Raw genomic sequence first — 23,656 nt, 5'->3', positions numbered from 1 at the left:
GACACGATGAGCAGCAGCACCGTCATCACCAACATCGCCACACTCGTCACCAACGACCCCTCCCTAGGCGATGGCTCTCCGCTCGGTCTGATCCAGGACGCGGCCGTCGTCATCGACGGCGACCGCGTCGCGTGGACCGGTGAAACAAGCAAAGCACCCGCCACTGACAATCGGGTCGACGCCGGTGGGCGGGCGGTCCTGCCCGGCTTCGTGGACTCCCACTCGCACCTCGTCTTCGCGGGCGACCGCACGCAGGAGTTCAACGCCCGCATGTCCGGGCGGGCCTACAGCGCGGGCGGCATCCGTACGACGGTCGCGGCGACGCGCGCCGCGAGCGACGCGGAACTGGAGGCGAACCTCACCCGCTACCTGGACGAGGCCCTCCGCCAGGGCACCACCACCTTCGAGACGAAGTCCGGCTACGGCCTGACGGTCGCCGACGAGGCCCGCGCCCTGCGCATCGCCGCCGCGCACACCGACGAGGTGACGTACCTCGGCGCGCACATCGTCTCGCCCGACCACGCCGACGACCCGGCCGCCTACGTGGCCCTCGTCACCGGCGAGATGCTCGACGCCTGTGCCCCGTACGCCCGTTGGATCGACGTCTTCTGCGAGAAGGGCGCCTTCGACGGCGACCAGGCGCGCGCCATCTTGAGCGCGGGCAAGGCGAAGGGCCTGCACCCGCGCATCCACGCCAACCAGCTCTCCTACGGCCCCGGCGTCCAGCTCGCCGTGGAACTGGACGCGGCCAGCGCGGACCACTGCACGCATCTCACGGACGCGGACGTGGACGCGCTGGCGAGCGGCCGTACCGTCGCGACCCTGCTGCCCGGGGCCGAGTTCTCGACGCGCGCCCAGTGGCCGGACGCGCGCCGTCTCCTGGACGCCGGGGTCACCGTCGCGCTGTCCACCGACTGCAACCCGGGCTCGTCCTTCACCTCCTCCGTGCCGTTCTGCGTCGCGCTGGCGGTGCGGGACATGGGGATGACCCCGGACGAGGCGGTGTGGTCGGCCACGGCGGGCGGGGCGGCGGCCCTGCGCCGGGACGACGTGGGCCGGATCGCACCCGGCGCCCGCGCCGACCTGATCCTGCTGGACGCGCCCAGCCATGTGCACCTGGCCTACCGGCCGGGCGTGCCACTGGTCAGCGGGGTGTGGCGGCGGGGAACGCGGACCGTCTGACGGCGGCGGGACTCACCGCTCCGTCGCGTCGAGACGGCGATGGAGGAACCCGGTGATGACGCCCATGGCGGCGGCCGAGGTCCAGGGCAGTCCGGTGCCCGGGTGTCCGAGGAACCCGACGTCTCCGTGGTTGGCGCCCTTCAGGACGTAGCGCGTGCTGTCGGCCCCGGCGGCGCGCAGCGCCTGGTGCACATGCTGCGTCTGGGACGGGGAGACGAGCATGTCCTCGCTGCCGTGCAGGAACAGGAACGGCGGCACCGAAGCCGTCGCGTAGGCTGCCGGGTCCGCGGCGCGCACCGCGTCGGGGATCTCCGGGAACGGTGCGCCCGGCCTGCCGAGGTACGCCGAGAATTGCGTGGCCCGGTGTCGGTAGTGCAGCCGGGCCGCCTCGTCGAAGTCGTCCGCGATGGCGGAGAGTTCGGAGCTGCCGTAGGCGTCGATCACGGCCCGCACCTGCCCCTGAAGGACGGCGGCGTCGGAGAACTCGGGCAGACCGTCCGTGACACCCGTCAGCGCGGCCACATGACCGCCGGCCGACTCGCCCCACAGGGCGACCGCACCGGCGTCGATGCCGAAGTCGTCGGCGTACGACCGCAGATACGCCAGGGCCGCGCGGACATCGCGGACGGAGTCGTGGAAGGTGGCGCCGTCAGGGGTGACGCGGTACTCGACACTGGCGACGACGAAACCGGACTCGGCGACATGGCGGCGCGCTTCCAACGCCATGGCCTTGTTGCAGCGGAGAAACGCGCCACCGGGAAGGAAGACGACCAGGGGAAGCCGTTCGTCGCCGGTCGGCCGCAGGGCGTCGAGCCTCAGCTCGCGCCGCGCCCCGTCGGGCAGTTCGACGGTCGCGTAGACGACATCGCTACGGCTGTCCAGGGCGACGGCACCGAGGGACATCTGCGCGTCCGGGTCGACGTCCAGGAGTGTGCTGTCGGTGAGGTCGGGCGGCGCGACGGTGGTGGCGACGGGGACGGGCAGGGCGAAAGAGGGCTGGGCTGGGGTGGCGGGCATGTTCTCTCCGATCGTCATGGAACGTGCGACGAGTGAGAGGTTCCAGGGCCGTGCCGACAAGCGCCCGACACCGGTCCGACAGTCCCGACAGACACCCGACACCGGGGTTGAAAGCGTGCTGAGGCCGCGGTGAAACCGGCCGGGCGCAGGCTCTGCTCCACAAGGAAGGCCCACCGACTCCGGCGACTCCGAGGAGCACACCACCATGACCGTCGAACTCACCCTCACCGACCAGGACAAGGCCACCCTGCGGACCGCCGCGTACGGTGCCGTCTCGCTGCTGGTCGCCGCGGGTGCCACCGGCTCCCCGCACCGGATCGCCACCCGGGGCAGCATCGCGCTGTTCTCCGCGACCGGGCAGGTCGGCCACGTCCTCGCCGCAAAGTCGAAGATCGAGGGCCTGGACGGCAGGTCCGCGGCCGAACTCGCCGACCGGGTGCTGCCCGCCCTGACCGCGGCCATGGCGCTGCTCAAGGAGCAGGATCCGGCCGAGGCCGACAACTTCCGCGCCACCGTGCTCGTCGCCGTGGAAGAGGCCGTTCGGAGCCTCAAGGGCGGACCCGGGCCCGCCATGAACGAGATGATCCGCAAGATCACCGTGGCCCTCGACGCCGCCTGACCGGTCCGGTCGCCGGCCCAGTCGCTCGTCTAGTCGCTGTTGTCGATGCTCCACGCGCGGAACGCGCCCTTGGTGATGCGCCCCAGAAGGGTGTTGAAGTCGGCCTTGACGGCCTCCGGGGTCTTCTCCGCGGGGAACAGGGGCCTGATGGGCTGCCGTTCCTCCGACAGGTCGTCGGCGAGGCGGGACTTGTAGGCGTTGTACACGGCCGCGATGTCCTGGCGGATCGCCGGTCCCTCGCTGTTGCCCAGGACGGGCATTCCGCGCAGGCGGTTGTCGTTCGTCGCGGCGATCGAGGCCACGTCCATGAGGAAGCAGTCGATGAGGTCGGTGACGTCCTGTTCCCGGGCGCCCGGCGCCCGGTTGCGCGCGTCCCGCAGCAGCAGGTCCGCCATCTCCAGGGTGAGGTCGCGGTAGATCGTGTACCGCGGGCTCCCGGGGATGACGCCGAGCACATGGTCGGCCTGCTTGGCGGCGTCGGTGTTCATCGACGCGAACCCGTCGGGATGCGGCTTGTGCTCAAGGCCCGGCACGGGGAACGGCACACCCCGGAAGGCCTCCTCCTCGTCGCGCGTAGTGGGGGCGGCGGCCGCCATCGGATGGATGCCGAACTCATGGCAGAGCATGCCCACGACGTAGCCGATGTCGTAGTTCTCCAGGTAGTAGGCCGCCATCGTCACGAAGACGCCGTCGGCCCCCTTGTCGACCACGTCCGCAGGTGCCTGAGTCGTCCGCTTCTCCAGCGTGATCCGGCAGGTCCGGCCGTCGAGGAAGGACTTGATCGCCGTGTTGGTGGACAGGAGTTGCAGCACCCGGGTGGCCTTGTCCTGCGATTCCGGGAACTTGAGGGACACGTTGGTGAACGAGATGTTCCCGTTCAGCAGCTTGTTCCGCTGGACCACCGGTGCCGACTGCCCGCCGAGCATCCGTACGACGTTGGCGTTGCCCGCCCTCGACTGGAGCGACAGCAACTCGTGCGCGGGCCGGGTGGCGGTGTCGGCTGCGGGTCCGCTGAGCGGGGCACGCCGGGCTACGGCGTCGTCCCGCGCGCGGGCTTCGTCTCGGGCGTGCACGTCCTCACCTCTGGCCTGGAGTCGCGATCTTCGTTGTCTACACGTCGGCCGGACGTCCCGACGAGGTACTACGGGGCAACGAATCCGCGCCCGAGAACCGCTCCACCTGCCCACAAGGGCAGGACCGGCGCCGCCGTAGGGTGCTCGGCATGAGCATCATCGGGGTTGGTATCGACGTGGCCGAGATCGACCGGTTCGCGGCGTCGCTGGCGCGTACGCCCGGGATGGCCCGACGCCTCTTCCTGGACAGCGAGTTGCTGCTGCCGAGCGGCGAGCGCCGGGGCGCCGCCTCCCTCGCCGCCCGCTTCGCCGCCAAGGAGGCCCTGGCGAAGGCGCTGGGCGCACCGGCCGGGCTGCACTGGACGGACGCCGAGGTCTACGTCGAGGACAGCGGGCAGCCGAGGCTGCGGGTGACGGGCACGGTCGCCGCGCGGGCGGCCGAACTGGGCGTCCGCTCCTGGCACGTGTCGTTGAGCCACGACGCCGGGGTGGCCTCGGCGGTGGTGATCGCGGAGGGGTGACGAGGGCGGAGCACGGGGAGCCCGGCCCGCCCGGGTGCGTTCCGTGCCCCTCCCGGGGCAGACTCGACCGCATGCGTACTGCGTACAGCGTGGAGACGGTAAGAGCGGCCGAACGACGGCTGATGGCACGGCTTCCCGAGGGCGCGCTGATGCAGCGCGCGGCGGCCGGACTGGCCGTCGCCTGCGCCCAGTTGACGGGCCGGGTCTACGGCAGCCGGGTCGCGCTGCTGGTCGGCAGCGGGGACAACGGCGGCGACGCCCTCTACGCCGGGGCACGGCTGGCCCGGCGAGGGGCGGCCGTCACGGCGGTGCTGCTCGCGCCCGACCGCACCCACGCGCGCGGGCTTACGACGCTGCTCCGCGCGGGCGGTCGTACCGTGTCGCCGGACGCCGCCGAGGAACCGGTCCTGCGCGCCGATCTCGTCCTCGACGGAATCGTCGGGATCGGCGGCCGGGGCGGACTGCGGCCGGACGCCGCGCGGCTCGCGACCCTCGCCGGGGACTCCCGGGGTGTCGTCGTCGCCGTGGACCTCCCGAGCGGCGTCGAGGCGGACACGGGTGAGGTGCTGGGCGCCGCGGTCCGGGCCGACCTCACCGTCACCTTCGGCACCCACAAGCCGGGGCTGCTGATCGACCCCGCGCGCGAGTACGCCGGTTCCGTACGGTTCGTCGACATCGGACTCGGCGCCGAACTGCCCCCCGAACCCGAGTTGGAGGCCCTGCAGCACGCGGACGTGGCCGCCCTGCTGCCCGTGCCGGACGCCGAGAGTGACAAGTACCGGCGCGGGGTGGTGGGCATCGCCGCCGGTTCCGGGCGCTACCCGGGCGCGGCCGTGCTCGCCGTCGCCGGGGCGCTGCGGGGCGGGGCGGGGGCCGTACGGTACGTCGGTCCGGCCGCGGACGCGGTGATCGCGCGGTTCCCGGAGGCCCTGGTGTCGGACCGGGGGCCGGCCAAGGCGGGACGGGTGCAGGCGTGGGTCGTCGGTCCGGGGGCGGGCGACGACGCGGCGACCGTGGCGGAGGTGGTGGCGGCCGACGTGCCGGTGCTCATCGACGCGGACGGGCTGCGGCTCGCCGACCCCGAGGCCGTACGGGCGCGTACGGCACCGACGCTGATGACCCCCCACGCGGGCGAGGCCGCCGCGCTCCTGGGGGTCCCGCGCGCGGAGGTCGAGGCGGCCCGGCTCACGTCGGTGCGGGAGTTGGCCCGGCGGTACGGGGCGACCGTGCTCCTCAAGGGCTCGACGACATTGGTCGCCGACTCCGGGGGCGGCGCGGTGCGGGTCAATCCGACGGGCACCGGCTGGCTGGCCACGGCGGGCAGCGGGGACGTGCTGTCGGGGCTCGCGGGCTCGTTGCTTGCGGCGGGGCTGCCGGCGTTCGACGCGGGCAGCGTGGGGGCGTATCTGCACGGTCTCGCGGGGCGGCTGGCGGCGGACGGGGCGCCGGTCGGGGCGCACGACGTGGCGGAGGCGGTGCGGACGGCGTGGCGGGACGTGCGTGACTGAGAGCGTCGGCCGGGCCGGTCCACCGAACGCTCGCCGATCCGGTCCACCGAACGCTCGCCGATCCGGTCCACCGAACGCTCGCCAATAAGGGTGACCCCTCCGCGCGGCACCCGCTCCCCGCCGGGGTACCGCGTTTCTCTGATCGCATGATCAGTACACGAATCGCGCACAGAAGCCTCGCGGTGCTGCTCACCGCGGTGATCGCCCTCCCCGTCGGCATCGGGACCGCCTGGGCCGACGGGCCGGCGCCGGTACCCGGGCCCGGCGAGACCGAACTCGTGCCGGGGGTGCCGCCGGGGCCGTATCAGCCCTGGCAGATCGACACGCCCGACCAGGCCCTCGTACCCAAGGTGTACACGCCGACCGCAGAGGAGGACCGGGTCGAGCCGAGGGACGCGGCGGCGGGGACGTACGCGCTCGTCGAGTACGTGCCGATCGGGGACGCCGTGGCGAAGGTCTCCTGCAGCAAGCAGACCGGGCCCTACCAGCGGGGCGTGGAGCGGTGGTTGAAGCTCAAGGTGGACGGCCGGCAGTCGGCCGCCGACTGCAAGGCGATCAGGGCCTTCCAGAAGAAGCAGGGCATCAAGCCCGCGATCGGCTTCGCCGGACCGGTGACCTGGGCGCGCATGCAGCTGCTCGCCGCCAAGAAGAACCCGAACGCGGCCCGGAAGTGCCCCGTCCGCTCGTACCGCGTCGCCTGTGTCGATCTCGACCGGCAGCTCACCTGGGTGCAGAAGGGCAAGAAGGTCGTCTTCGGACCGGTCCCGATGCGCAGCGGACGCACCGGGCACGTCACCCGGGGCGGCTGGCACAAGATCTACTGGAAGCACAAGAACCACTGGTCGACCCTCTACAACAGCCCTATGCCGTATGCCCAGTTCTTCGACGGCGGCATCGCCTTCCACGCCGTCTACGGCAGCATCTACACCACCACCGGCTCCTGGGGCTGCGTCAACCTGCGCCTGGCCGACGCCCGCAAGCTGTGGGGTGTGCTCAAGAAGGGCGACCGCGTCTATGTGTGGGGCCACCGGCCCGGAAACTAGGCGGGCCTGCGGGCTTGTCAGTCCCCTCTGAGACACTGGGGGCGTCATGAACGAGACAGCAACTGCGCCGACCGCGCCCCTGCGCGCCCGCGCCGAGATCGACCTCGGTGCCCTGCGGGCCAATGTGCGGACCCTGCGCGCCCTCGCGCCGGGTGCCGCCGTCATGGCCGTCGTCAAGTCCGAGGCGTACGGCCACGGCGCCCTGCCGTGCGCCCGCGCGGCCGTCGAGGCGGGCGCGACCTGGCTCGGTACGGCCACCCCCGAGGAGGCCCTCGACCTGCGGGCCCGCGCCGGACTGCCCGACGGGGTGCGGATCATGTGCTGGCTCTGGACCCCCGGCGGGCCGTGGCGCGAAGCCATCGAGGCCGACCTCGACATGTCGCTCAGCGACATGTGGGCGCTGCGGGAGGTCGTGGCGGCCGCCCGCGAAGCGGGTCTCCCCGCGCGCGTGCAGCTCAAGGCCGACACCGGACTCGGGCGCAACGGCTGCCAGCCGGGCGACGACTGGGCCGAACTCGTCGGAGAGGCCCTCCGCGCGGAGGCCGAGGGGCTGCTCCGCATCACCGGCCTCTGGTCGCACTTCGCCTGTGCCGACGAACCCGGGCACCCGTCCGTCGACGCCCAACTCGCCCTCTTCCGCGAGATGCTCGCCTACGCGGAGCACCAGGGCGTACGGCCCGAGGTCCGCCACATCGCCAACTCGCCCGCCACCCTCACCCGCCCCGACTCCCACTTCGACCTCGTCCGCACCGGCATCGCCGTCTACGGCATCTCGCCCAGCCCGGAGGTGGGCTCGTCCGCCGACTTCGGACTGCGGCCGGTGATGACCCTGAAGGCGTCCGTCGCCCTGGTGAAGCAGGTGCCGGGCGGGCACGGCGTCAGCTACGGCCATCACTACGTCACCCCGGGCACGACGACCCTCGGCCTCATCCCCGTCGGCTACGCGGACGGCATCCCCCGGCACGCCTCCGGCACCGGCCCGGTGCTGGTCGGCGGCAAGTGGCGCACGGTCGCGGGCCGGGTCGCCATGGACCAGTTCGTCGTAGACCTCGGAGGGGACGAGCCGGAGCCCGGGGCGGAGGCCATCCTCTTCGGCCCCGGCGACCGCGGCGAGCCCACCGCCGAGGACTGGGCACAGGCCGCGGGCACCATCGCCTACGAGATCGTGACCCGCATCGGAACACGCGTTCCCCGCGTCTACGTCAATGAGGGCGTCCCCGAGGAGGACGAGGCCGCCCTCGTCGTCGATCAGGTCGTCCCCGGGTATGAGGTGGACGACGCGGCGCAGAACCGGGACGGGAAGAGGAGCGGGACGTGAGCGAGAGCAGCGCGGAGGCGGTCGCCGAACTCGCCTCCGCCGCCACGGGGGTGGCCGGCAACTGGCGCAAGGTGACCGGCATCGCGGGCGCCGCGATAGGTGTGATCGCCGCCGGAGCCGCGGCCGGTGTCGCCATAGAGCGGATGACGGTCGGGCGCAGCATGCGCGAGCGGGCGCGGCTCGCGCTCGACTCCACGGGACCGTACGGCTCACTGCGCGGCATCCCCGGCACGGCCCACGCGGACGACGGCACCGAGCTGTACTACGAGGTCGACGACATCGAACCCGAGGTCGCCGTCACGCCCAAGCGCCGCCGCCTCTTCGGACGCAAGGCACCGGCCCCGGTCACCGTCGTCTTCAGTCACGGCTACTGCCTCAACCAGGACTCCTGGCACTTCCAGCGGGCGGCCCTGCGCGGGATCGTACGGACGGTGCACTGGGACCAGCGCAGCCACGGCCGTTCCGCGCGCGGGGTCGCGCAGCTGGAAGACGACATGCCGCTCACCATCGACCAGTTGGGCCGCGACCTGAAGGCCGTGCTCGACGCGGCCGTGCCCGAGGGGCCGATCGTGCTCGTCGGGCACTCCATGGGCGGCATGACGGTGATGGCGCTCGCCGACCAGTACCCGGACCTGATCCGCGACCGGGTCGTCGCCACGGCCTTCGTCGGTACGTCCTCCGGGCGGCTCGGCGAGGTCAACTTCGGGCTGCCCGTCGCCGGCGTCAACGCGGTACGGCGGGTACTGCCCGGGGTCCTGAAGGCGCTCGGTCAGCAGGCCGCGCTGGTGGAGCGGGGGCGACGGGCGACCGCCGATCTGTTCGCCGGGATCATCAAGCGGTACTCGTTCGCCTCGCGGGACGTCGACCCGGCGGTCGCGCGGTTCGCGGAACGGATGATCGAGGGCACGCCCATCGACGTCGTCGCCGAGTTCTACCCGGCGTTCACCGACCACGACAAGACCGCGGCCCTCACCCACTTCAAGGACATGCCGGTGCTCGTGCTGGCCGGGATCGGCGATCTCGTCACGCCCAGTGAGCACAGCGAGGCCATCGCCGACCAGCTGCCGGACGCCGAGCTGGTGCTCGTGCCGGACGCCGGGCACCTGGTCATGCTGGAGCACCCGGAGGTGGTCACCGACCGCCTCGCCGACCTGCTCACCCGCGCGGGTGCCGTGCCGGCAGGGGCTACCGTAAGTGGCTATGGAAGCACCAGCAGCACCGCACGACGCGGCTGAGCCCCTGTCCGTCTCGATCACCGTCAACTCCCCCGAGCAGATGGGGGAGTTGGGGCGCCGCCTGGCCAAACTGCTGCGCGCGGGCGACCTCGTGATGCTCACGGGTGAGCTGGGCGCCGGCAAGACGACGCTGACCCGGGGCCTGGGGGAGGGGCTCGGCGTGCGCGGCGCGGTCACCTCGCCGACGTTCGTCATCGCCCGCGTGCATCCCTCGTTGGGGGAGGGGCCGCCGCTCGTCCACGTCGACGCGTATCGCCTGAGCGGCGGGCTCGACGACATGGAGGACCTCGACCTCGACGTCTCGCTGCCGGAGTCGGTGATCGTCGTCGAGTGGGGCGAGGGCAAGGTCGAGGAGCTGACGGACGACCGGCTGTCGGTCGTCATCCACCGGGCCGTCGGAGACACCACGGACGAGGTACGGCACGTGACCGTCACCGGGCTCGGTGAGCGCTGGGCCTCGGTCGAACTGGGAGTGCTCGGCGCGTGACCCTCCGGGGAGGGGCGTGTGGGTTCCGACAAGGTGTCGGCAAGATGTTGCGTTTCGGGTCTCGCGCGTGGTCACATGGTATCCAGTTCGTAGTTAGGTCTACCTAACTACGTCCGCCCCCAGGTCCCAGGAGGCGTCCATGTCGGCTTCGTCGGCTTCAGAGAACCAGGACCGCCCGCAGCCGTACGTGTTCGCCGGGGTGTCCATGCGGGAGTTGCTGGCGGCGGGTGAGGCGGCGAAGGCGGTCTCGACGCCCCCACGTGAGGCTCCGCCGGTTGAGCAGCGCAAAGCTGCGTAGTTGTTTGGCTGCGGGTCGGTGGGGGCTGGTCGCGCAGTTCCCCGCGCCCCTGGGATGCGCCCCTGCGGGGCGCTGTCCCTATCAGGGCGATCCCGCTCAGCGGATGACGACGACGCTCTGCCCGATCGTCGCGAACTCCCACATCGCCGTGCCGTCCTCGACCGACTCGCGGATGCCGCCGGACTTCGCCGTGGGGTCGGGTTGCCGGGTCGCGCCGTTGACCGCCGCGCTGAAGCCGATCGCGAGCCCGTCCGTGCTGGCGAAGCGGACGACGTGCTGGATGGGGGTGCCGTCGGTGCCGGTGACCGCGTTCGAGCGGGACGTCACCCAGTAGGAGCCCAGGGTCGGATCCACCGTCCCGGGGGTGACCTTGAACGTGCGGTTGACCTTGTTGTTCTTGGCGACCAGCCACACCCGGTCGTCGTCCAGCGAGTACACGACCCGCTCGCCCCTGCCGGAGCCCGCGGGCAGCGCGGCGGGGTTCTTCCTGTCGCGGGGCGCCTTCGAGGTGGCCACCGCCGGCGGGGCGCTCGCACGGGCCGTACCGCCCATCCCGGCCGGGACGCTCGCCGACGCCTGATAGGCGAGGAAACCGACCGTGGCGAGCGCCGCCACGGTGAGCCCGGCCACGATTCCCGAGCTGCTGCCGGCCATCGGCGCCCACCTCCATGTCTTGTATGTCCAGTAAGTGCGGTGACTGTAGGTGACGGTAGCAGTCGGGCCGGGCGGACCGGGGCGGCCGTGGCCGGGGCGCCGGAGCCGTAGGCTGTTTGCGTGCTCTTGCTCGCTCTGGATACCGCCACCCCCGCAGTCACCGTCGCCCTGCACGACGGCGAGGCCGTCATCGCCTCGTCGAGTCAGGTGGACGCGCGCCGCCACGGTGAGCTGCTGCTCCCGGCCGTCGACCGTGTGCTCGCCGACGCGGGGCTCACGCTCGACGCCGTCACGGGAATCGTCGTGGGCATCGGCCCCGGCCCCTACACCGGGCTGCGCGTCGGTCTGATGACCGCCGACACGTTCGGGCTCGCGCTCGGCGTGCCCGTGCACGGTGTGTGCACGCTGGACGGCCTCGCCTACGCCACCGACCTCGACGTCCCCTTCGTCGTGGCCACCGACGCGCGCCGCAAGGAGGTCTACTGGGCCCGCTACGCCGACTCCCGCACCCGGGTCACCGACCCGGCCGTGGACCGGCCCGCGGACATCGCCGACGAGGTGGCGGGACTGCCCGCCGTCGGCGCCGGTGCCCTGCTCTACCCGGACACCTTCCCGTCCGCCCACGAGCCCGAGCACGTGTCCGCCGCCGCACTCGCCTCCCTGGCCGCCGAGCGACTGGCGGCGGGCGTCGAACTCCCCGCGCCCCGGCCGCTCTACCTGCGCCGTCCCGACGCGCAGGTCCCCAAGAACTACAAGGTGGTCACCCCCAAGTGACCGAATCCACGAGCCCCCGGCTGCGCGAGATGCGCTGGTGGGACATCGACCCCGTGCTGGAACTGGAGAAGGACCTCTTCCCCGAGGACGCCTGGTCCCGGGGCATGTTCTGGTCCGAACTGGCCCACGCGCGGGGCGCCGAGGCGACCCGCCGGTACCTGGTGGCCGAGGTGACCGGCGACCAGTGCGAGGGCGGTGTCCGGGTCATCGGCTACGCGGGCCTCGCCACCACCGGCGACCAGGCCGACATCCAGACCATCGCCGTCGCCCGCGACCACTGGGGCACCGGCCTCGGCGCCACCCTCCTCACCGAACTCCTCAGCGCGGCAAGCGAGTTCGAGTGCGCCGAGGTCATGCTCGAATGCCGTGTCGACAACGTCCGCGCGCAGAAACTCTACGAGCGCTTCGGCTTCGCTCCCATCGGCTTCCGGCGCGGCTACTACCAGCCGGGCAACGTCGACGCCCTGGTGATGCGCCTGACCACAGACCCCGACAGCGGCTCCGCCGCGGGGTCGCCTTCCGTACAAGGAACCGAGTTCAATGACTGACGAACCCCTCGTCCTCGGCATCGAGACCTCCTGCGACGAGACCGGCGTCGGCATCGTCCGCGGCCACACCCTGCTCGCCGACGCGGTCGCGTCCAGCGTCGACGAACACGCCCGCTTCGGCGGGGTCGTACCGGAGGTGGCGTCCCGCGCCCACCTGGAGGCGATGGTCCCGACGATCCAACGCGCCCTGAAGGACGCGGGCGTGAGCGCGAGCGACCTCGACGGCATCGCGGTCACGGCGGGCCCCGGACTCGCGGGCGCGCTCCTGGTCGGCGTCTCGGCGGCGAAGGCGTACGCCTACGCACTGGGCAAGCCGCTCTACGGCGTGAACCACCTCGCCTCCCACATCTGCGTCGACCAGCTCGAACACGGCGCACTCCCGGAACCGACCATGGCGCTCCTGGTCTCCGGCGGCCACTCCTCCCTCCTCCTCTCCTCCGACATCACCTCGGACGTACGACCGCTCGGCGCGACGATCGACGACGCGGCGGGCGAGGCCTTCGACAAGATCGCCCGCGTCCTGAACCTCGGCTTCCCGGGCGGCCCGGTCATCGACCGGTACGCGAAGGAGGGCGACCCCACGGCGATCACGTTCCCGCGCGGACTGACCGGGCCGCGCGACCCGGCGTACGACTTCTCCTTCTCCGGGCTGAAGACGTCCGTGGCCCGCTGGATCGAGGCGAAGCGGGCGGCCGGGGAGGACGTGCCGGTGCGCGACGTGTCGGCGTCCTTCCAGGAGGCGGTCGTCGACGTCCTGACCCGCAAGGCCGTACGGGCCTGCAAGGACGAGGGCGTCGACCACCTGATGATCGGCGGCGGGGTGGCCGCGAACTCCCGCCTGCGGGCGTTGGCGGCGGAGCGTTGCGAGGCGGCGGGCATCCGCCTGCGCGTCCCGCGCCCGAAGCTGTGCACGGACAACGGCGCGATGGTCGCCGCACTGGGCGCGGAAATGGTGGCCCGCAACCGGGCCCCCTCCGACTGGGACCTCTCGGCGGACTCCTCGCTCCCGGTCACGGAAACATACGTCCCCGGCCACTCCCACGACCACGTGCACGAGGTCGGCAAGGAGAACCTGTACACGTGACGGTCGCGCTGATGTGGGAGGCGAGGGCGGCCGAGGGCCGCGGCGCCGACCTGCTCGCCTGGGCCCAGGCACAACGCCTGTCGGCCGAACCCCTCCGCCGGGAGTTCCTCCGCGCCCCCCAGGACCGCGTCCTCGTCATCACGTGGTGGGACGCGGACTACGACACCGAGCTGCCCGAACTCCCCGAGCCTGAGGGGGAGTTGGTCATGCGGGCGGTGCATCGGTGGCGGTTCGAGTCGGTGGGCGAATAACAAGAGTTTTGTTAAAGTGGGGTCATGGCTGATTCTCCCCTGCCCGGCGAAGGCCCCGTCCGTCCGGTGTCGGTGTCGCTCCACGAGGGCACCATCGCCGCCCTCAAGGCGCGCACCGGCAAGCGGGGCATGTCCGCCTACGTGGAAGCACTCATCCAGCGCCAACTGGAGCGGGACCGGCTGCGTGAACTGATCGAGGACGCGGAAGCCGCGCACGGTCCGGTGGACCAGGCCGGGGTCGAGGCCAAGCGAGCCCTCCTGCGCGGTGGCTCGGCGGGTTCGGCCGACGCCGCGTGAGCGGCACGCTCGTCCTCGACTGCGAGGGCCTGTCCAAGCTCGTCCGCCGCACTCCCGAACTCACCGAGTGGCTCGTCGCGGCCGAGGCCGAGGACATCCGCGTGGTCGTCAGCTCCGTGACCCTCGTCGAGGCACGCGACCCCAGGATTCACCAGGCCCGGTTCGACCACGCCGTCTCGCGTGTCAACGTCGTCCCGCCCAGCGAGGCGATCGCCCGCCGGGCGAGCAAGCTCCTCGCTGCGGCGGGTCTGCACGGTCACAAGTACGCGCTCGACGCGATCGTCGCCGTGACCGCTCTGGCGTCGCCCGCACCCGTCACCGTGCTGACCTCCGACCCCGAGGGCCTCCGGGACCTGTGCGGTGCCGGAGTTCACGTGATCAAGGTCTGAACCTCCGTCTCGCACAACAGCCGCCGGTCCGTGCCCAGTACGCGTCGCGGCCCCGTCAGCGTCACTCGTGCCGTATGCCGTACTTCCGCGCTGGAGGCGGCCAACCTCAGCTCCAGCACCCCCGGTTCAACCACCCGGCGCCCCGACCGGTCCGTGAACGCCGACAGATCCGCATGGAAGCGGAAGGTCGCCCGGGACGCCTCGCCAGGCCCCAACTCCAGCCGCTGGTAGGCGATCAGGCGGACGTCCGGGCGGGTCACCGAGGCGACCGGGTCGTGGAGGTACAGCTGGACGATCTCCGCGCCCGGCCGGTCGCCGGTGTTGCGGACGGTGAGCGTCAGGTCGTGGGAGCCGGCCGTGTCGATCTCCAACTCCCCTGATTCCGCGGGCTCCCACGCGAACGTCGTGTACGAGCGGCCGTGGCCGAAGGGGTACAGCGGGGTCGGGTCGAGGCTGCTGACCTCGTCGGCCAGGCCCAAGGGGGGTTGCAGGTATGTCCACGGCTGGCCGCCCGGCATGTGCGGGACGCTCACCGGGAGGCGGCCGGACGGGTTGACGCGGCCCGACAGCACTCCCGCCACCGCCGGGCCGCCCTCCTCCCCCGGGAAGAACGCCTGGACCACCGCGCCAAGGCGCCCGTGCCAACGGCCCAGCGCGTAGGGGCGGCCGGTGAGCAGGACCAGTACGACCGGGACGCCCGTCGACACGAGTGCGTCCAGCAAGTCGGCCTGGACGCCCGGTAGTTGGAGGTCCGCTACATCGCAGCCCTCGCCCGACGTGCCGCGCCCGAACAGACCGGCCCGGTCCCCGAGCACCGCCACGCACATATCCGCCTCGGACGCCCGCGCGACCGCCTCCTCGAAACCGGTCGTGTCCGGGCCGGACACATCGCAGCCCTCCGCGAACGTCACCTTGGCGTCCGGGAGTTCGGCCCGCAGCGACTCCAGCACGGTGGGGATCTCGATGCCCATCGGTACCTCGGGGTGGTGGACACCCACGTGGGACGGGAAGGAGTAGCAGCCGAGCATCGCCAGCGCGTCCGCCGCCCTGGGGCCCACCACCGCGATCCGGGCGTCCGGCGGGAGGGGCAGTACGCCGTCCGGGTTGTCCAGCAACACCACTGATTTCTCGGCCAGTTGGCGGGCCAGCGCACGGTTCGCCGCCGAGTCGAGGTCGATCCGCTCGGTCGGCTCCGGCGCCCAGTCCGCGTCCAGGAGTCCCAACTCGGCCTTCTGCAGCAGCACTCGGCGCGCCGCCCGCTCGACCAGCGACTCCGGCACGTCCCCCGCCCGCACCGCCTCCACCAACGGCTTCCCGTAGCACTTCAGAGTCGGCAACTCGATGTCGATCCCGGCCTCCAGCGCCACCCGCGCCGCCTGCGCCGGGCTGCCCGCCACCCGGTGCAGCGTCTCCAGGAAACCGATGCCGAAGTAGTCGGCGACCACCGTCCCCGTGAACTGCCACTCCTCCCGCAGGAGTTGGGTCAGCAGCGCCGGGTCCGCCGACGCCGGTACGCCGTCCGTCTCGTTGTACGCCGCCATCACCGACCGCGCGCCGCCCTCCCGCAGCGCCATCTCGAACGGCGGCAGCACCACGTCCGCGAACTCCCGCACCCCGGCCCGCACCGGCGCCAGATTCCGCGCCCCCACCGAGGACGCGTACCCCGCGAAGTGCTTCAGCGTCGCGACCACCCCGGCCGATTCGAGCCCCCGCACATAAGCGGCCCCGATGGTCCCCACCAGATACGGGTCCTCCCCGATCGTCTCCTCCACCCGCCCCCACCGCGGATCCCGTACGACGTCCAGGACCGGGGCGAGTCCCTGGTGGACGCCGGCCGCGCGCAGGTCGGCGCCGATGTGCCGGGCCATCTCCTCGACCAGCGCCGGGTCGAAGCTCGCGCCCCAGGCCAGCGGCACCGGGTACGCCGTCGCACCCCACGCGGTGAACCCGGCCAGGCACTCCTCGTGGGCCACGGCCGGGATGCCGAACCGGCCGGCCGCGGCGATCCGGCGCTGCGCGCGGGCCAGCGCCTGCGCACCCAACTCCGGGTCCACCGGGGCCGTACCGAAGGAACGGGTGAGCTGCCCCAACCCGTGGGTGATCAGCTCGTCCCAGTCGTAGTCGGACGTCATCTCCCTTTGCAGCGGGGCGACTCCGTCGCCGTCCGTGTCGGCGCCCACCCAAACCCCGTACAACTGGGCGGTCTTCTCCTCCAGGGTCATCCGGGCGAGCAGGTCGTCGACGCGGGCGGCGGCGGGCAGGGCGGGGTCGCGCCAGGGGGCGGTGGTCATGAAACTCCTGTCGGAAAGGGTGAGTTGGGGCGGCTCACTTGCCGCCCACGCCCATCAGGCCGCCGACCAGGGCGCGCCGGGCCACCAGGTAGACGGCGAAGATCGGGATGCCGGAGAGGACGACCGAGGCGAGCAGCGCGGGGATGTTCACGCCGAACTGGCTGACGTAGTTGAAGAGTCCGAGGGTGAGGACCCGGGGGCCGTCGGACTGGGTGAAGATCAGCGGGAAGAGGAAGCCGTTCCAGGCCTGGAGCGCGGTGTAGATGACGACGGTGCTGATCCCGCCCTTGGCCAGCGGGACGACCAGCTGGAACAGCATCCGGGTCGCCGAGGCGCCGTCGAGCGCCATCGCCTCGTAGAGGTCCTCCGAGATGTCCCGCAGGGTGCCGGTCAGGATCAGCACGGAGACCGGCATCGCGAAGGCCGCGGTGGGGAGGATGACCGCCAACAGGCTGTCGTAGAGGTCGAGTTTGGCGATCATCAGGTACAGGGGGACCACCACTGCCTGGGCCGGGATGGCGACTCCCAGCAGGAACAGGCGGAAGGCCGCGCTCGACCAGACCGTGCGGGTGCGTACGGCGACGTAGGCGAGCGGCACGCACAGCACGAGCACGATTCCTACGACCGCTGCCGCCACCAGTGCGGTGTTGGCGAGGAAGTGGCCGAAGCCGTTGTGGAGAACGGTGTTGTAGTTGGCGAGGGTCGGATCGGTGGGCGGCTTCAGGGCGTTGTTGCCGAGGGCCTGGTCCTGGCGGGTGAGCGAGGCCGAGATCATCGCGTAGATCGGGACGATGACGACCGCGAGCCAGATGAGGGAGCCGAGGCCGGCGAGAGGGTTGGCGCGGCGGGTCCAGTGGCGGCGCCTTCGGGTGTGCGGGGGTTCCACAGGCTCCTCCGCCGTCTTCACCGGACGCGGCAACGTGTCGTGTGACACTCCGTCACATCCCTTCGCGGGTACTGCGCATGGCGCCGAAACCGGTGAGCCGGACCAGGACGAGGGACAGCGCGGTGGCGGTCACGACCAGGAAGGTCGCGATCGCGCTCGCGTAGCCGAAGTCGTAGCTCTTGAAGCCGGCCTCGTACATCAGGTACGGCAGGATCGCCGTGTCCGTGCCGGGGCCGCCCTGGGTGAGGATCAGGACGGTCTCGAAGTAGGTGAGCGAGCCGACGATCATCAGCACGCTGGAGGTCGTGGCCGTGTTGCGGAGCTGGGGCAGCGTGATCGAGAAGAACTGGCGGTAGCGCCCGGCGCCGTCAATTGCCGCCGCTTGGTAGAGGACTTCGGGTATCTGGCGGGCCCCGCCCTGGTAGATCAGCGTGTGGAAGGGGATGAACTGCCAGCCCCCGACGAACACGATCGCGAGGAACGCGCCACTGGTCGAGCCGAGCGTGTCCTGGTGGATGACGCCGAAGTTCGGGTCGAGCAGCGCGTAGAAAAGCAGCGCGATGGCCGTGGACGACAGCAGGAACGGCACGAAGAAGATCGCGGAGAGGACGGCCCGGTTGCGCTGCCGCCCCGCCGCCCAGACGCCCAGCAGCAGCGACACGACGGTCTGGAACACCCAGCTCGTCACCGTCAACAGGACGGTGACGGTGAGGGATTGGGTGAGCCGGTCGTCGTGCAGCAACTTCTGCCAGTTGGCGAGCCCGACGGGCTTGGGGTCCCCGAGCCCGTTCCACTGTGTGAAGGACAGGTACACGGCCAGCACCATGGGCCCGACAGCGAAGAACACGAAGAACAAAACTCCGGGCACAGCCCAAACGCCGTGGGGTGCAGCGCCCCGATAGGGGCGCGGGGCTGTGTCATTTTGCGGCTCCGCCGCGGGGCGCGACCAGCCACGACGAACCCGCACCCGACGAACCACCCCTGCCGCGGAGCGCTCCGTCACTTGAGCCCCTTGAGCGCCGACACGAACTCCGCCGGCGAACTCTTCCCCACGAACAGCTTGTTGATCTCCGTCAGCATCGGCGTGGACACAGCCGGATCCACCGCTTGGTCCCAGCTCAAGGTGAACGCGGGCGCCTGCTGCACCAGTTGGTACTGGAACTTCGCGAACTCGGGGTTGGGGGAGGAGTCGAGGAGCTTCTCCGCGTTGGAGGTGGTCGGGATGTCGCCGTTGGCGACGAGTGCCTTCGCGTACGCCTCCGACGCACAGTCCCGCAGAAACGCGATCGCCGCGTCCTTGTTGCCCGTACGGGCGTTCACGGACCAGTAGTTGGTGGGGTTGCCGACGACGTTGCGGATGTCGCCCGCACCGCCCTCGTACTTCGGGAACGCGGACCACCCCAGGTTCGTCTTGGCGAAGTCGGGGAACTTGCCGAGCTGCGTCGAGTACTCCCACGAGCCCATCAGATGCATCGCCGCCTTGCCCTTGGCGAAGACCGCGGGCGCGCCGCCGTTGACGTACGACACGGAGCTGAAGCCCTTGCCGAAGGCGCCGTCGTCGATGAGTTCCTTCACCGTCTCGGCGGCCTTGAGGACGGCGGGGTCGCCCCAGCCGGACGCGTCGCCGTTCTTGATGCGGTCGAAGACTTCGGGTCCGCCGATCCGGTCGACGAGATACTCCAGCCACATCAGCTCGGGCCAGATGTCGGCGCCGCCGAGCGCGAACGGCGTGATGTTCGCGGCCTTCAGCTTCTTGTTGATGTCGAGCAACTCGGCCCAGGTGGTGGGCGGTTGGAGCTTCTGCGCGGCGAAGACGGACTTGTTGTAGAAGAGGATCACGGGCTGCATGCCGCGCATCGGTATGCCGTAGTTCTTGCCCTTGAGCGCGCCCGCCGCGAGCACCGAGGGCAGGAAGCCGCCGCTGAGGACCGGGTCGGCCTTGATGGTGTCGGTGAGGTCGACCAGCTGGTTGGCCTCCTGGTACGCCTTGATGGAGCCGCCGCCCCAGTTGAAGAAGACGTCGGGCGCGTTCGGCGAGCCCATCGCGGTGCGCAGCTTGGCCGGGTAGTCGGTGCCGGGCACCTGCTCCAGCTTGATCTTCCCCTTGGCCTTCTTGGCCGCCGCCGACGCGTTGAACCGGGTGACGGCCTTGACCTGCACCTTCGCCGCGTCGTCGCCGTAGGTGAAGGCGGTGACCGTGCTGCTGCCGCCGGTGCTGTCGCTGGAGCCGCAGGCCGTGAGTCCGGCGGTGAGCAGGGTGGTGGCACCGGCGCCGAGCACCCAGCGCCTGCTGTAGGACTCCATATGACGGCCTCTTTCGCGAATGTTTCGATCAACGTTACGAATGTTCCGGGAACGTATGGCGGGACAGAAGCTTCGTCAAGGGGTCGCGCAGGGATACGATCGCGGGCATGAAACCTTCGAAAGCCGTGGAAACGCAGACCGCGACGCTTGCCGAGATCGCCCGCGAGGCCGGAGTCTCCGCTCCGACTGTTTCGAAGGTCCTCAACGGCCGCGCCGATGTCGCCCCCGCGACCCGCACCCGCGTCGAGGACCTGCTCCGCGTCTACGGCTACCGGCGCCGCCGCGCCGAGGCGACCCGCTCCCCGCTGATCGACCTGGTCTTCCACGAGCTGGAGAGCGCCTGGGCGCTGGAGGTGATCCGGGGTGTGGAGAACGTGGCGCGGGACGCCGGGCTGAGCGTGGTGCTGAGCGAGAGCGCGGGGCGGCTGACGCCCGGCCGGACCTGGGCCGACCAGGTCGCCGCCCGCCGCCCGCACGGCGTGGTCCTCGTCCTGTCCGGGCTCGACGAGTCCCAGCGGGCGCTGCTGACCAGCCGTTCCATCCCGTTCGTGGTGATGGACCCGGCCGGTGACCCGGGCGCCGACGTGCCGTCGATCGGCGCGACCAACTGGCAGGGCGGGCTCGCCGCCACCCGGCACCTGGTCGAACTGGGCCACACGCGGATCGGCGCGATCAGCGGACCCTCCCGCATGATGTGCAGCCGCGCCCGCGTGGACGGCTACCGGGCCGCGCTGGAGACGGCCGGGGTGCCGGTCGACACCTCGCTGATCGTCACCGGCGACTTCCACCACGAGGCCGGCTACCGCCTCGGGCTCGATCTGCTGCGCCGCCCGGACCGGCCCACCGCCGTCTTCGCCGGCAACGACCTCCAGGCCCTCGGCCTGTACGAGGCCGCGCGCGAACTGGGGCTGCGCATCCCGGAGGATCTGAGCATCGTCGGCTTCGACGATCTGCCGGTCGCCCGCTGGGTCGGCCCGCCGCTGACGACCGTACGACAGCCCCTCACCGAGATGGCCGAGGCGGCGGCGAAGCTGGTGCTCGACCTCGCGCGCGAGCCGGAGTCCTCGGCGGCGCGGCGGGTGGAGCTGGCGACGAGCCTGGTGGTGCGCAGCAGTACGGCTCCGCCGGCCGCCGGATGACGCCGGTGGCCGGAAGGTGACGTATTGACGAGTGGGGTGAGCCGCCCCACACTCCTCCGAAGCCAATCGGTTGCACAACCGAAACTTTCGGAGGCACCCGCATGAGATCTCTGAGAACCGGCTTCTCCCTGGCGGCCCTGGTCACCGGCGCCGTCCTGCTCTTCACCGCACCCGCCGCACACGCCGCCGACACCCCGCTGCGCGACCTCGCCGCCGCGAAGGGCAAAGTCGTCGGCACCGCGGTCACCGGCTCCAAACTCACCGGCAGCTACGGCGACATCGCGGGCGCGCAGTTCAGCTCGCTCACCCCCGGCAACGCCATGAAGTGGGAGACCGTAGAGCCGACGCAGGGCAGTTACAACTGGTCGGAGGCGGACCAGATCGTCGCCTTCGCGCGGGCCCACAACCAGCAGGTGCGCGGCCACACCCTGGTCTGGCACAGCCAGAACCCGAGCTGGCTGACCAACGGGACATGGACGTCGGCCCAGTTGAGCAGTCTGCTGCAGAACCACATCAGCACCGAAGTCGGCCGCTACAAGGGCGAGATCACCGCCTGGGACGTGGTCAACGAGCCCTTCAACGAGGACGGCACCTACCGCTCGACGCTCTGGTACAACGGCCTCGGCGCCAACTACATAGCCCAGGCGCTGACTTGGGCCCACGCGGCGGACCCGGCGGCGAAGCTGTACATCAACGACTACAACGTCGAGGGCGTCAATGCGAAGTCCACCGCCCTGTACAACCTGGTCAAGTCCCTGAAGGCGGCGGGCGTTCCGATCGACGGGGTGGGGTTGCAGGCCCATCTGATCCTCGGTCAGGTCCCGGCCACCCTCCAGCAGAACATCCAGCGGTTCGCCGACCTGGGCGTGGATGTGGCGATCACCGAGCTGGACGTACGGATGGCACTCCCGGCCGATGCCGCCAAACTCGCCCAGCAGAAGGCCGACTTCAAGAGCGTGGTGGCCGCCTGCGCGGCGGTGACCCGCTGCGTGAACATCACCGTCTGGGGCTTCACCGACTCCGACTCCTGGGTGCCGGGCACCTTCCCGGGCTACGGGGCGGCGACACCGTACGACGAGAACTACGTGCCGAAACCGGCGTACTACGGGATCGCGGAGGCACTCGGCGGTACGACCACGACCCCGCCGACCGGCGCGTGCTCGGCGACGTACGGAGTGACGAGTCAGTGGAACACCGGATTCACCGGGCAGGTGACCATCGCCTGCACCGGGAGCGCGCTGTCGTCCTGGCGGGCGAGCTGGACGTACGGGGCCGGCCAGCAGATCACGCAGGCCTGGAACGCTGTGTGCACCCAGTCGGGGGCGGCCGTGACCTGTACGAACGCGAGCTACAACGGGACGGTGCCGGACGGCGGTTCGGTGACGTTCGGGTTCAACGCGTCCTGGAGCGGAAGCAACCCGGTACCGGTGGTGACCCTGGGATGAGGGAGGCGGGGGGAGTGAAGTGGGGCGTGAAGCGGGACTGAGAACCGTGAGATTTTCCGCAGAAAACCGTCTCGCGACCCTTCCCCTAACTTTCTCCTAATAATTCGGACTTACGTTCCTCCCCGTGACGGACAACGAGAACGCCGACGCGGACAGACGAGTGGGCCGGCGGTCGAGGGTGCTGAAGATCGCCGGCCTCACTCTGGCGGGCGCCCTCGTCCTGGGTGTCGCCACGGCGGGCTGGGCCTACTGGCACCTCAACAACAACATCAAGAGCGTCGACATCGACAGCGCGCTCGGCGCCAACCGCCCCGCGAAGGCGGTGACCACACCCACGGCGTCCGCCTCCGCGTCCGCCGCCCCCGTGCCGACCGGCTCGGTGAACATCCTGGTCCTCGGCTCGGACTCGCGCAGCGGCAAGGAGAACCAGGCGCTCGGCGGCGGCGACAGCTCCGGCGCCCGCTCCGACACGGCGATGGTCGTGCACATCGACGCGGGCCGTAAGAAGGCCACGATCGTCAGCATCCCGCGCGACACCCTCGTCACCCGCCCGTCCTGCCCGCTGAAGTCGGGGGGCTCGACCTCCGTGGCGTACAGCGCGATGTTCAACAGCGCGTACTCGGTGGGCGGTCCGGTCTGCGCGGTCAAGACGGTCGAGTCGATCACGGACGTCCGCATGGACCACTACATAGAGATCGACTTCGCGGGCTTCGCGAAGCTGGTCAACGCGCTGGGCGGCGTCACCGTGACGACCACCGAGGACATCGACGACGACGACAGCCACCTGCACCTGAAGAAGGGCACCCACCACCTCAACGGCAAGCAGGCGCTCGCCCTCGCCCGCACCCGGCACGGCATAGGCGACGGCAGCGACCTGGGCCGAATAGGCCTCCAACAGATGCTGGTGAAGGCCCTGTTGACCCAGATCTCCTCCCACGACCTGCTCACCGACCCCACCAAGCTCTACGAGGTCACCGACGCGATCACCGACAGCCTCACCACCGACACCGGCCTCGACTCCCTGAGCGAACTGATCAGCCTCGGCGAGAGCCTGAAGGGCCTGTCGGCGGACGCGGTCAAGACGATCACGATGCCCGTCGTGACGGCCCCGTCCGACCCCAATCGGGTGATCGCCAAGGAGCCGGCGGCGAGCGATCTGTGGGAGTCACTGAAATGAATGGCGCCTGACCTGCGGAAACAGGATGCCGGACAGGGCGCCGAAAAAATCTTCGGCGAATTCCGGCGAGTGTGTCGATCCGGCGGCACCTCGTTCGACGCATGGTTGAAAGGCCG

The 23,656-nt window shown here is 71.1% G+C and carries 25 protein-coding genes; 18 read left to right on the top strand and 7 right to left on the bottom strand.

The genetic code is table 11. The features are described 5' to 3' along the window. The first annotated feature begins 6 nt into the window (after nucleotides 1-6). A complete protein-coding gene (gene hutI, locus ACIBJH_RS03515) occupies nucleotides 7-1,182 on the top strand; it encodes an imidazolonepropionase (RefSeq protein WP_399115163.1) in 1,176 nt (391 codons plus the stop codon). Between the two features lie 12 nt (nucleotides 1,183-1,194). Here hutI and ACIBJH_RS03510 read toward each other — a convergent pair whose 3' ends face one another. Further along, on the bottom strand, nucleotides 1,195-2,199 hold the full coding sequence (locus tag ACIBJH_RS03510) for an alpha/beta hydrolase fold domain-containing protein (protein ID WP_399115162.1): 1,005 nt from the start codon (nucleotides 2,197-2,199) through the stop codon (nucleotides 1,195-1,197). Nucleotides 2,200-2,404: 205 nt separating this feature from the next. Here ACIBJH_RS03510 and ACIBJH_RS03505 point away from each other — a divergent pair, with 205 nt between their 5' ends. Beyond that, nucleotides 2,405-2,818: a hypothetical protein gene (locus tag ACIBJH_RS03505; RefSeq protein ID WP_399115161.1), complete on the top strand. Its 414-nt coding sequence runs from the start codon at nucleotides 2,405-2,407 to the stop codon at nucleotides 2,816-2,818. Nucleotides 2,819-2,847: 29 nt separating this feature from the next. Here the strand turns inward: ACIBJH_RS03505 and ACIBJH_RS03500 are convergent, their stop codons facing one another. After that, entirely contained in the window at nucleotides 2,848-3,891 is a 1,044-nt protein-coding gene (locus ACIBJH_RS03500) for a hypothetical protein (protein ID WP_399115160.1), read from the bottom strand. Nucleotides 3,892-4,040: 149 nt separating this feature from the next. On the opposite strand from ACIBJH_RS03500, the gene ACIBJH_RS03495 reads away from it, so the two are divergent. The 7 genes from ACIBJH_RS03495 to ACIBJH_RS03465 all read left to right on the top strand — a co-directional run bounded on the left by ACIBJH_RS03495 (nucleotide 4,041) and on the right by ACIBJH_RS03465 (nucleotide 10,301). Next, nucleotides 4,041-4,412, top strand: a complete 372-nt coding sequence (locus tag ACIBJH_RS03495) for a holo-ACP synthase (protein WP_200713700.1) — start codon at nucleotides 4,041-4,043, stop codon at nucleotides 4,410-4,412. A 71-nt stretch (nucleotides 4,413-4,483) separates the two neighbouring features. Further along, complete coding sequence (locus ACIBJH_RS03490; protein WP_399115159.1) at nucleotides 4,484-5,920, top strand: NAD(P)H-hydrate dehydratase; 1,437 nt, start codon at nucleotides 4,484-4,486, stop codon at nucleotides 5,918-5,920. A 146-nt stretch (nucleotides 5,921-6,066) separates the two neighbouring features. Continuing rightward, entirely contained in the window at nucleotides 6,067-6,963 is an 897-nt protein-coding gene (locus ACIBJH_RS03485; protein WP_399115158.1) for a L,D-transpeptidase family protein, read from the top strand. Between the two features lie 46 nt (nucleotides 6,964-7,009). After that, entirely contained in the window at nucleotides 7,010-8,281 is a 1,272-nt protein-coding gene (alr, locus tag ACIBJH_RS03480) for an alanine racemase (RefSeq protein ID WP_399115157.1), read from the top strand. Next, the gene (locus ACIBJH_RS03475) at nucleotides 8,278-9,516 is read left to right on the top strand and encodes an alpha/beta fold hydrolase (RefSeq protein ID WP_399115156.1); all 1,239 of its coding nucleotides are present in this window, start codon (nucleotides 8,278-8,280) and stop codon (nucleotides 9,514-9,516) included. Before alr ends, ACIBJH_RS03475 begins: the two co-directional genes overlap by 4 nt. Continuing rightward, complete coding sequence (gene tsaE / locus ACIBJH_RS03470; protein ID WP_399115155.1) at nucleotides 9,482-10,003, top strand: tRNA (adenosine(37)-N6)-threonylcarbamoyltransferase complex ATPase subunit type 1 TsaE; 522 nt, start codon at nucleotides 9,482-9,484, stop codon at nucleotides 10,001-10,003. Before ACIBJH_RS03475 ends, tsaE begins: the two co-directional genes overlap by 35 nt. 139 nt (nucleotides 10,004-10,142) lie before the next feature. After that, on the top strand, nucleotides 10,143-10,301 hold the full coding sequence (locus ACIBJH_RS03465) for a hypothetical protein (protein WP_399115154.1): 159 nt from the start codon (nucleotides 10,143-10,145) through the stop codon (nucleotides 10,299-10,301). A gap of 96 nt (nucleotides 10,302-10,397) precedes the next feature. Here the strand turns inward: ACIBJH_RS03465 and ACIBJH_RS03460 are convergent, their stop codons facing one another. Continuing rightward, nucleotides 10,398-10,955, bottom strand: coding sequence for a hypothetical protein (locus ACIBJH_RS03460; RefSeq protein WP_399115153.1), 558 nt, complete (start codon nucleotides 10,953-10,955; stop codon nucleotides 10,398-10,400). A gap of 120 nt (nucleotides 10,956-11,075) precedes the next feature. On the opposite strand from ACIBJH_RS03460, the gene tsaB reads away from it, so the two are divergent. The 6 genes from tsaB to ACIBJH_RS03430 are packed head-to-tail and all read left to right on the top strand — an operon-like array spanning nucleotide 11,076 to nucleotide 14,298. Continuing rightward, nucleotides 11,076-11,729, top strand: a complete 654-nt coding sequence (gene tsaB, locus ACIBJH_RS03455) for a tRNA (adenosine(37)-N6)-threonylcarbamoyltransferase complex dimerization subunit type 1 TsaB (protein WP_399115152.1) — start codon at nucleotides 11,076-11,078, stop codon at nucleotides 11,727-11,729. Between the two features lie 29 nt (nucleotides 11,730-11,758). Continuing rightward, nucleotides 11,759-12,277 (top strand): ribosomal protein S18-alanine N-acetyltransferase, encoded by a 519-nt coding sequence (gene rimI / locus ACIBJH_RS03450; protein ID WP_399115591.1) that lies wholly within the window; start codon nucleotides 11,759-11,761, stop codon nucleotides 12,275-12,277. Beyond that, a complete protein-coding gene (tsaD, locus tag ACIBJH_RS03445) occupies nucleotides 12,270-13,361 on the top strand; it encodes a tRNA (adenosine(37)-N6)-threonylcarbamoyltransferase complex transferase subunit TsaD (protein ID WP_399115151.1) in 1,092 nt (363 codons plus the stop codon). The genes rimI and tsaD overlap by 8 nt, the downstream gene beginning before the upstream one ends. After that, nucleotides 13,358-13,612 (top strand): hypothetical protein, encoded by a 255-nt coding sequence (locus tag ACIBJH_RS03440; RefSeq protein WP_399115150.1) that lies wholly within the window; start codon nucleotides 13,358-13,360, stop codon nucleotides 13,610-13,612. The genes tsaD and ACIBJH_RS03440 overlap by 4 nt, the downstream gene beginning before the upstream one ends. A 24-nt stretch (nucleotides 13,613-13,636) precedes the next feature. Continuing rightward, nucleotides 13,637-13,909: a hypothetical protein gene (locus ACIBJH_RS03435; RefSeq protein ID WP_399115149.1), complete on the top strand. Its 273-nt coding sequence runs from the start codon at nucleotides 13,637-13,639 to the stop codon at nucleotides 13,907-13,909. Then, the gene (locus ACIBJH_RS03430) at nucleotides 13,906-14,298 is read left to right on the top strand and encodes a type II toxin-antitoxin system VapC family toxin (RefSeq protein WP_399115148.1); all 393 of its coding nucleotides are present in this window, start codon (nucleotides 13,906-13,908) and stop codon (nucleotides 14,296-14,298) included. The genes ACIBJH_RS03435 and ACIBJH_RS03430 overlap by 4 nt, the downstream gene beginning before the upstream one ends. Here ACIBJH_RS03430 and ACIBJH_RS03425 read toward each other — a convergent pair. The 4 genes from ACIBJH_RS03425 to ACIBJH_RS03410 all read right to left on the bottom strand — a co-directional run bounded on the left by ACIBJH_RS03425 (nucleotide 14,280) and on the right by ACIBJH_RS03410 (nucleotide 19,779). Next, nucleotides 14,280-16,589, bottom strand: coding sequence for a glycoside hydrolase family 3 N-terminal domain-containing protein (locus ACIBJH_RS03425; RefSeq protein WP_399115147.1), 2,310 nt, complete (start codon nucleotides 16,587-16,589; stop codon nucleotides 14,280-14,282). The genes ACIBJH_RS03430 and ACIBJH_RS03425 overlap by 19 nt on opposite strands. A gap of 34 nt (nucleotides 16,590-16,623) precedes the next feature. Beyond that, nucleotides 16,624-17,523 (bottom strand): carbohydrate ABC transporter permease, encoded by a 900-nt coding sequence (locus ACIBJH_RS03420; protein ID WP_399115146.1) that lies wholly within the window; start codon nucleotides 17,521-17,523, stop codon nucleotides 16,624-16,626. A gap of 4 nt (nucleotides 17,524-17,527) precedes the next feature. Beyond that, nucleotides 17,528-18,343 carry a carbohydrate ABC transporter permease gene (locus tag ACIBJH_RS03415; protein WP_399115145.1) on the bottom strand — a complete coding sequence of 272 codons (816 nt, stop codon included), beginning with the start codon at nucleotides 18,341-18,343 and terminating at the stop codon, nucleotides 17,528-17,530. Nucleotides 18,344-18,474: 131 nt separating this feature from the next. Then, a complete protein-coding gene (locus ACIBJH_RS03410; protein ID WP_399115144.1) occupies nucleotides 18,475-19,779 on the bottom strand; it encodes an ABC transporter substrate-binding protein in 1,305 nt (434 codons plus the stop codon). A 107-nt stretch (nucleotides 19,780-19,886) separates the two neighbouring features. Between ACIBJH_RS03410 and ACIBJH_RS03405 the strand changes: the two genes are divergently transcribed. The 3 genes from ACIBJH_RS03405 (at nucleotide 19,887) to ACIBJH_RS03395 (ending at nucleotide 23,540) form a co-directional block, all read left to right on the top strand. Continuing rightward, complete coding sequence (locus tag ACIBJH_RS03405) at nucleotides 19,887-20,918, top strand: LacI family DNA-binding transcriptional regulator (RefSeq protein ID WP_399115143.1); 1,032 nt, start codon at nucleotides 19,887-19,889, stop codon at nucleotides 20,916-20,918. Between the two features lie 101 nt (nucleotides 20,919-21,019). Continuing rightward, entirely contained in the window at nucleotides 21,020-22,363 is a 1,344-nt protein-coding gene (locus tag ACIBJH_RS03400; RefSeq protein WP_399115142.1) for an endo-1,4-beta-xylanase, read from the top strand. A 124-nt stretch (nucleotides 22,364-22,487) separates the two neighbouring features. Further along, the gene (locus ACIBJH_RS03395; RefSeq protein WP_399115141.1) at nucleotides 22,488-23,540 is read left to right on the top strand and encodes an LCP family protein; all 1,053 of its coding nucleotides are present in this window, start codon (nucleotides 22,488-22,490) and stop codon (nucleotides 23,538-23,540) included. Nucleotides 23,541-23,656: the final 116 nt, after the last annotated feature.

Origin of the sequence: Streptomyces sp. NPDC050548, from assembly GCF_044457385.1 — a bacterium.
Classification (GTDB): domain Bacteria; phylum Actinomycetota; class Actinomycetes; order Streptomycetales; family Streptomycetaceae; genus Streptomyces.
Note: the sequence above shows the minus strand (reverse complement) of the source record. Positions and strands in the feature narration are given on the sequence as shown.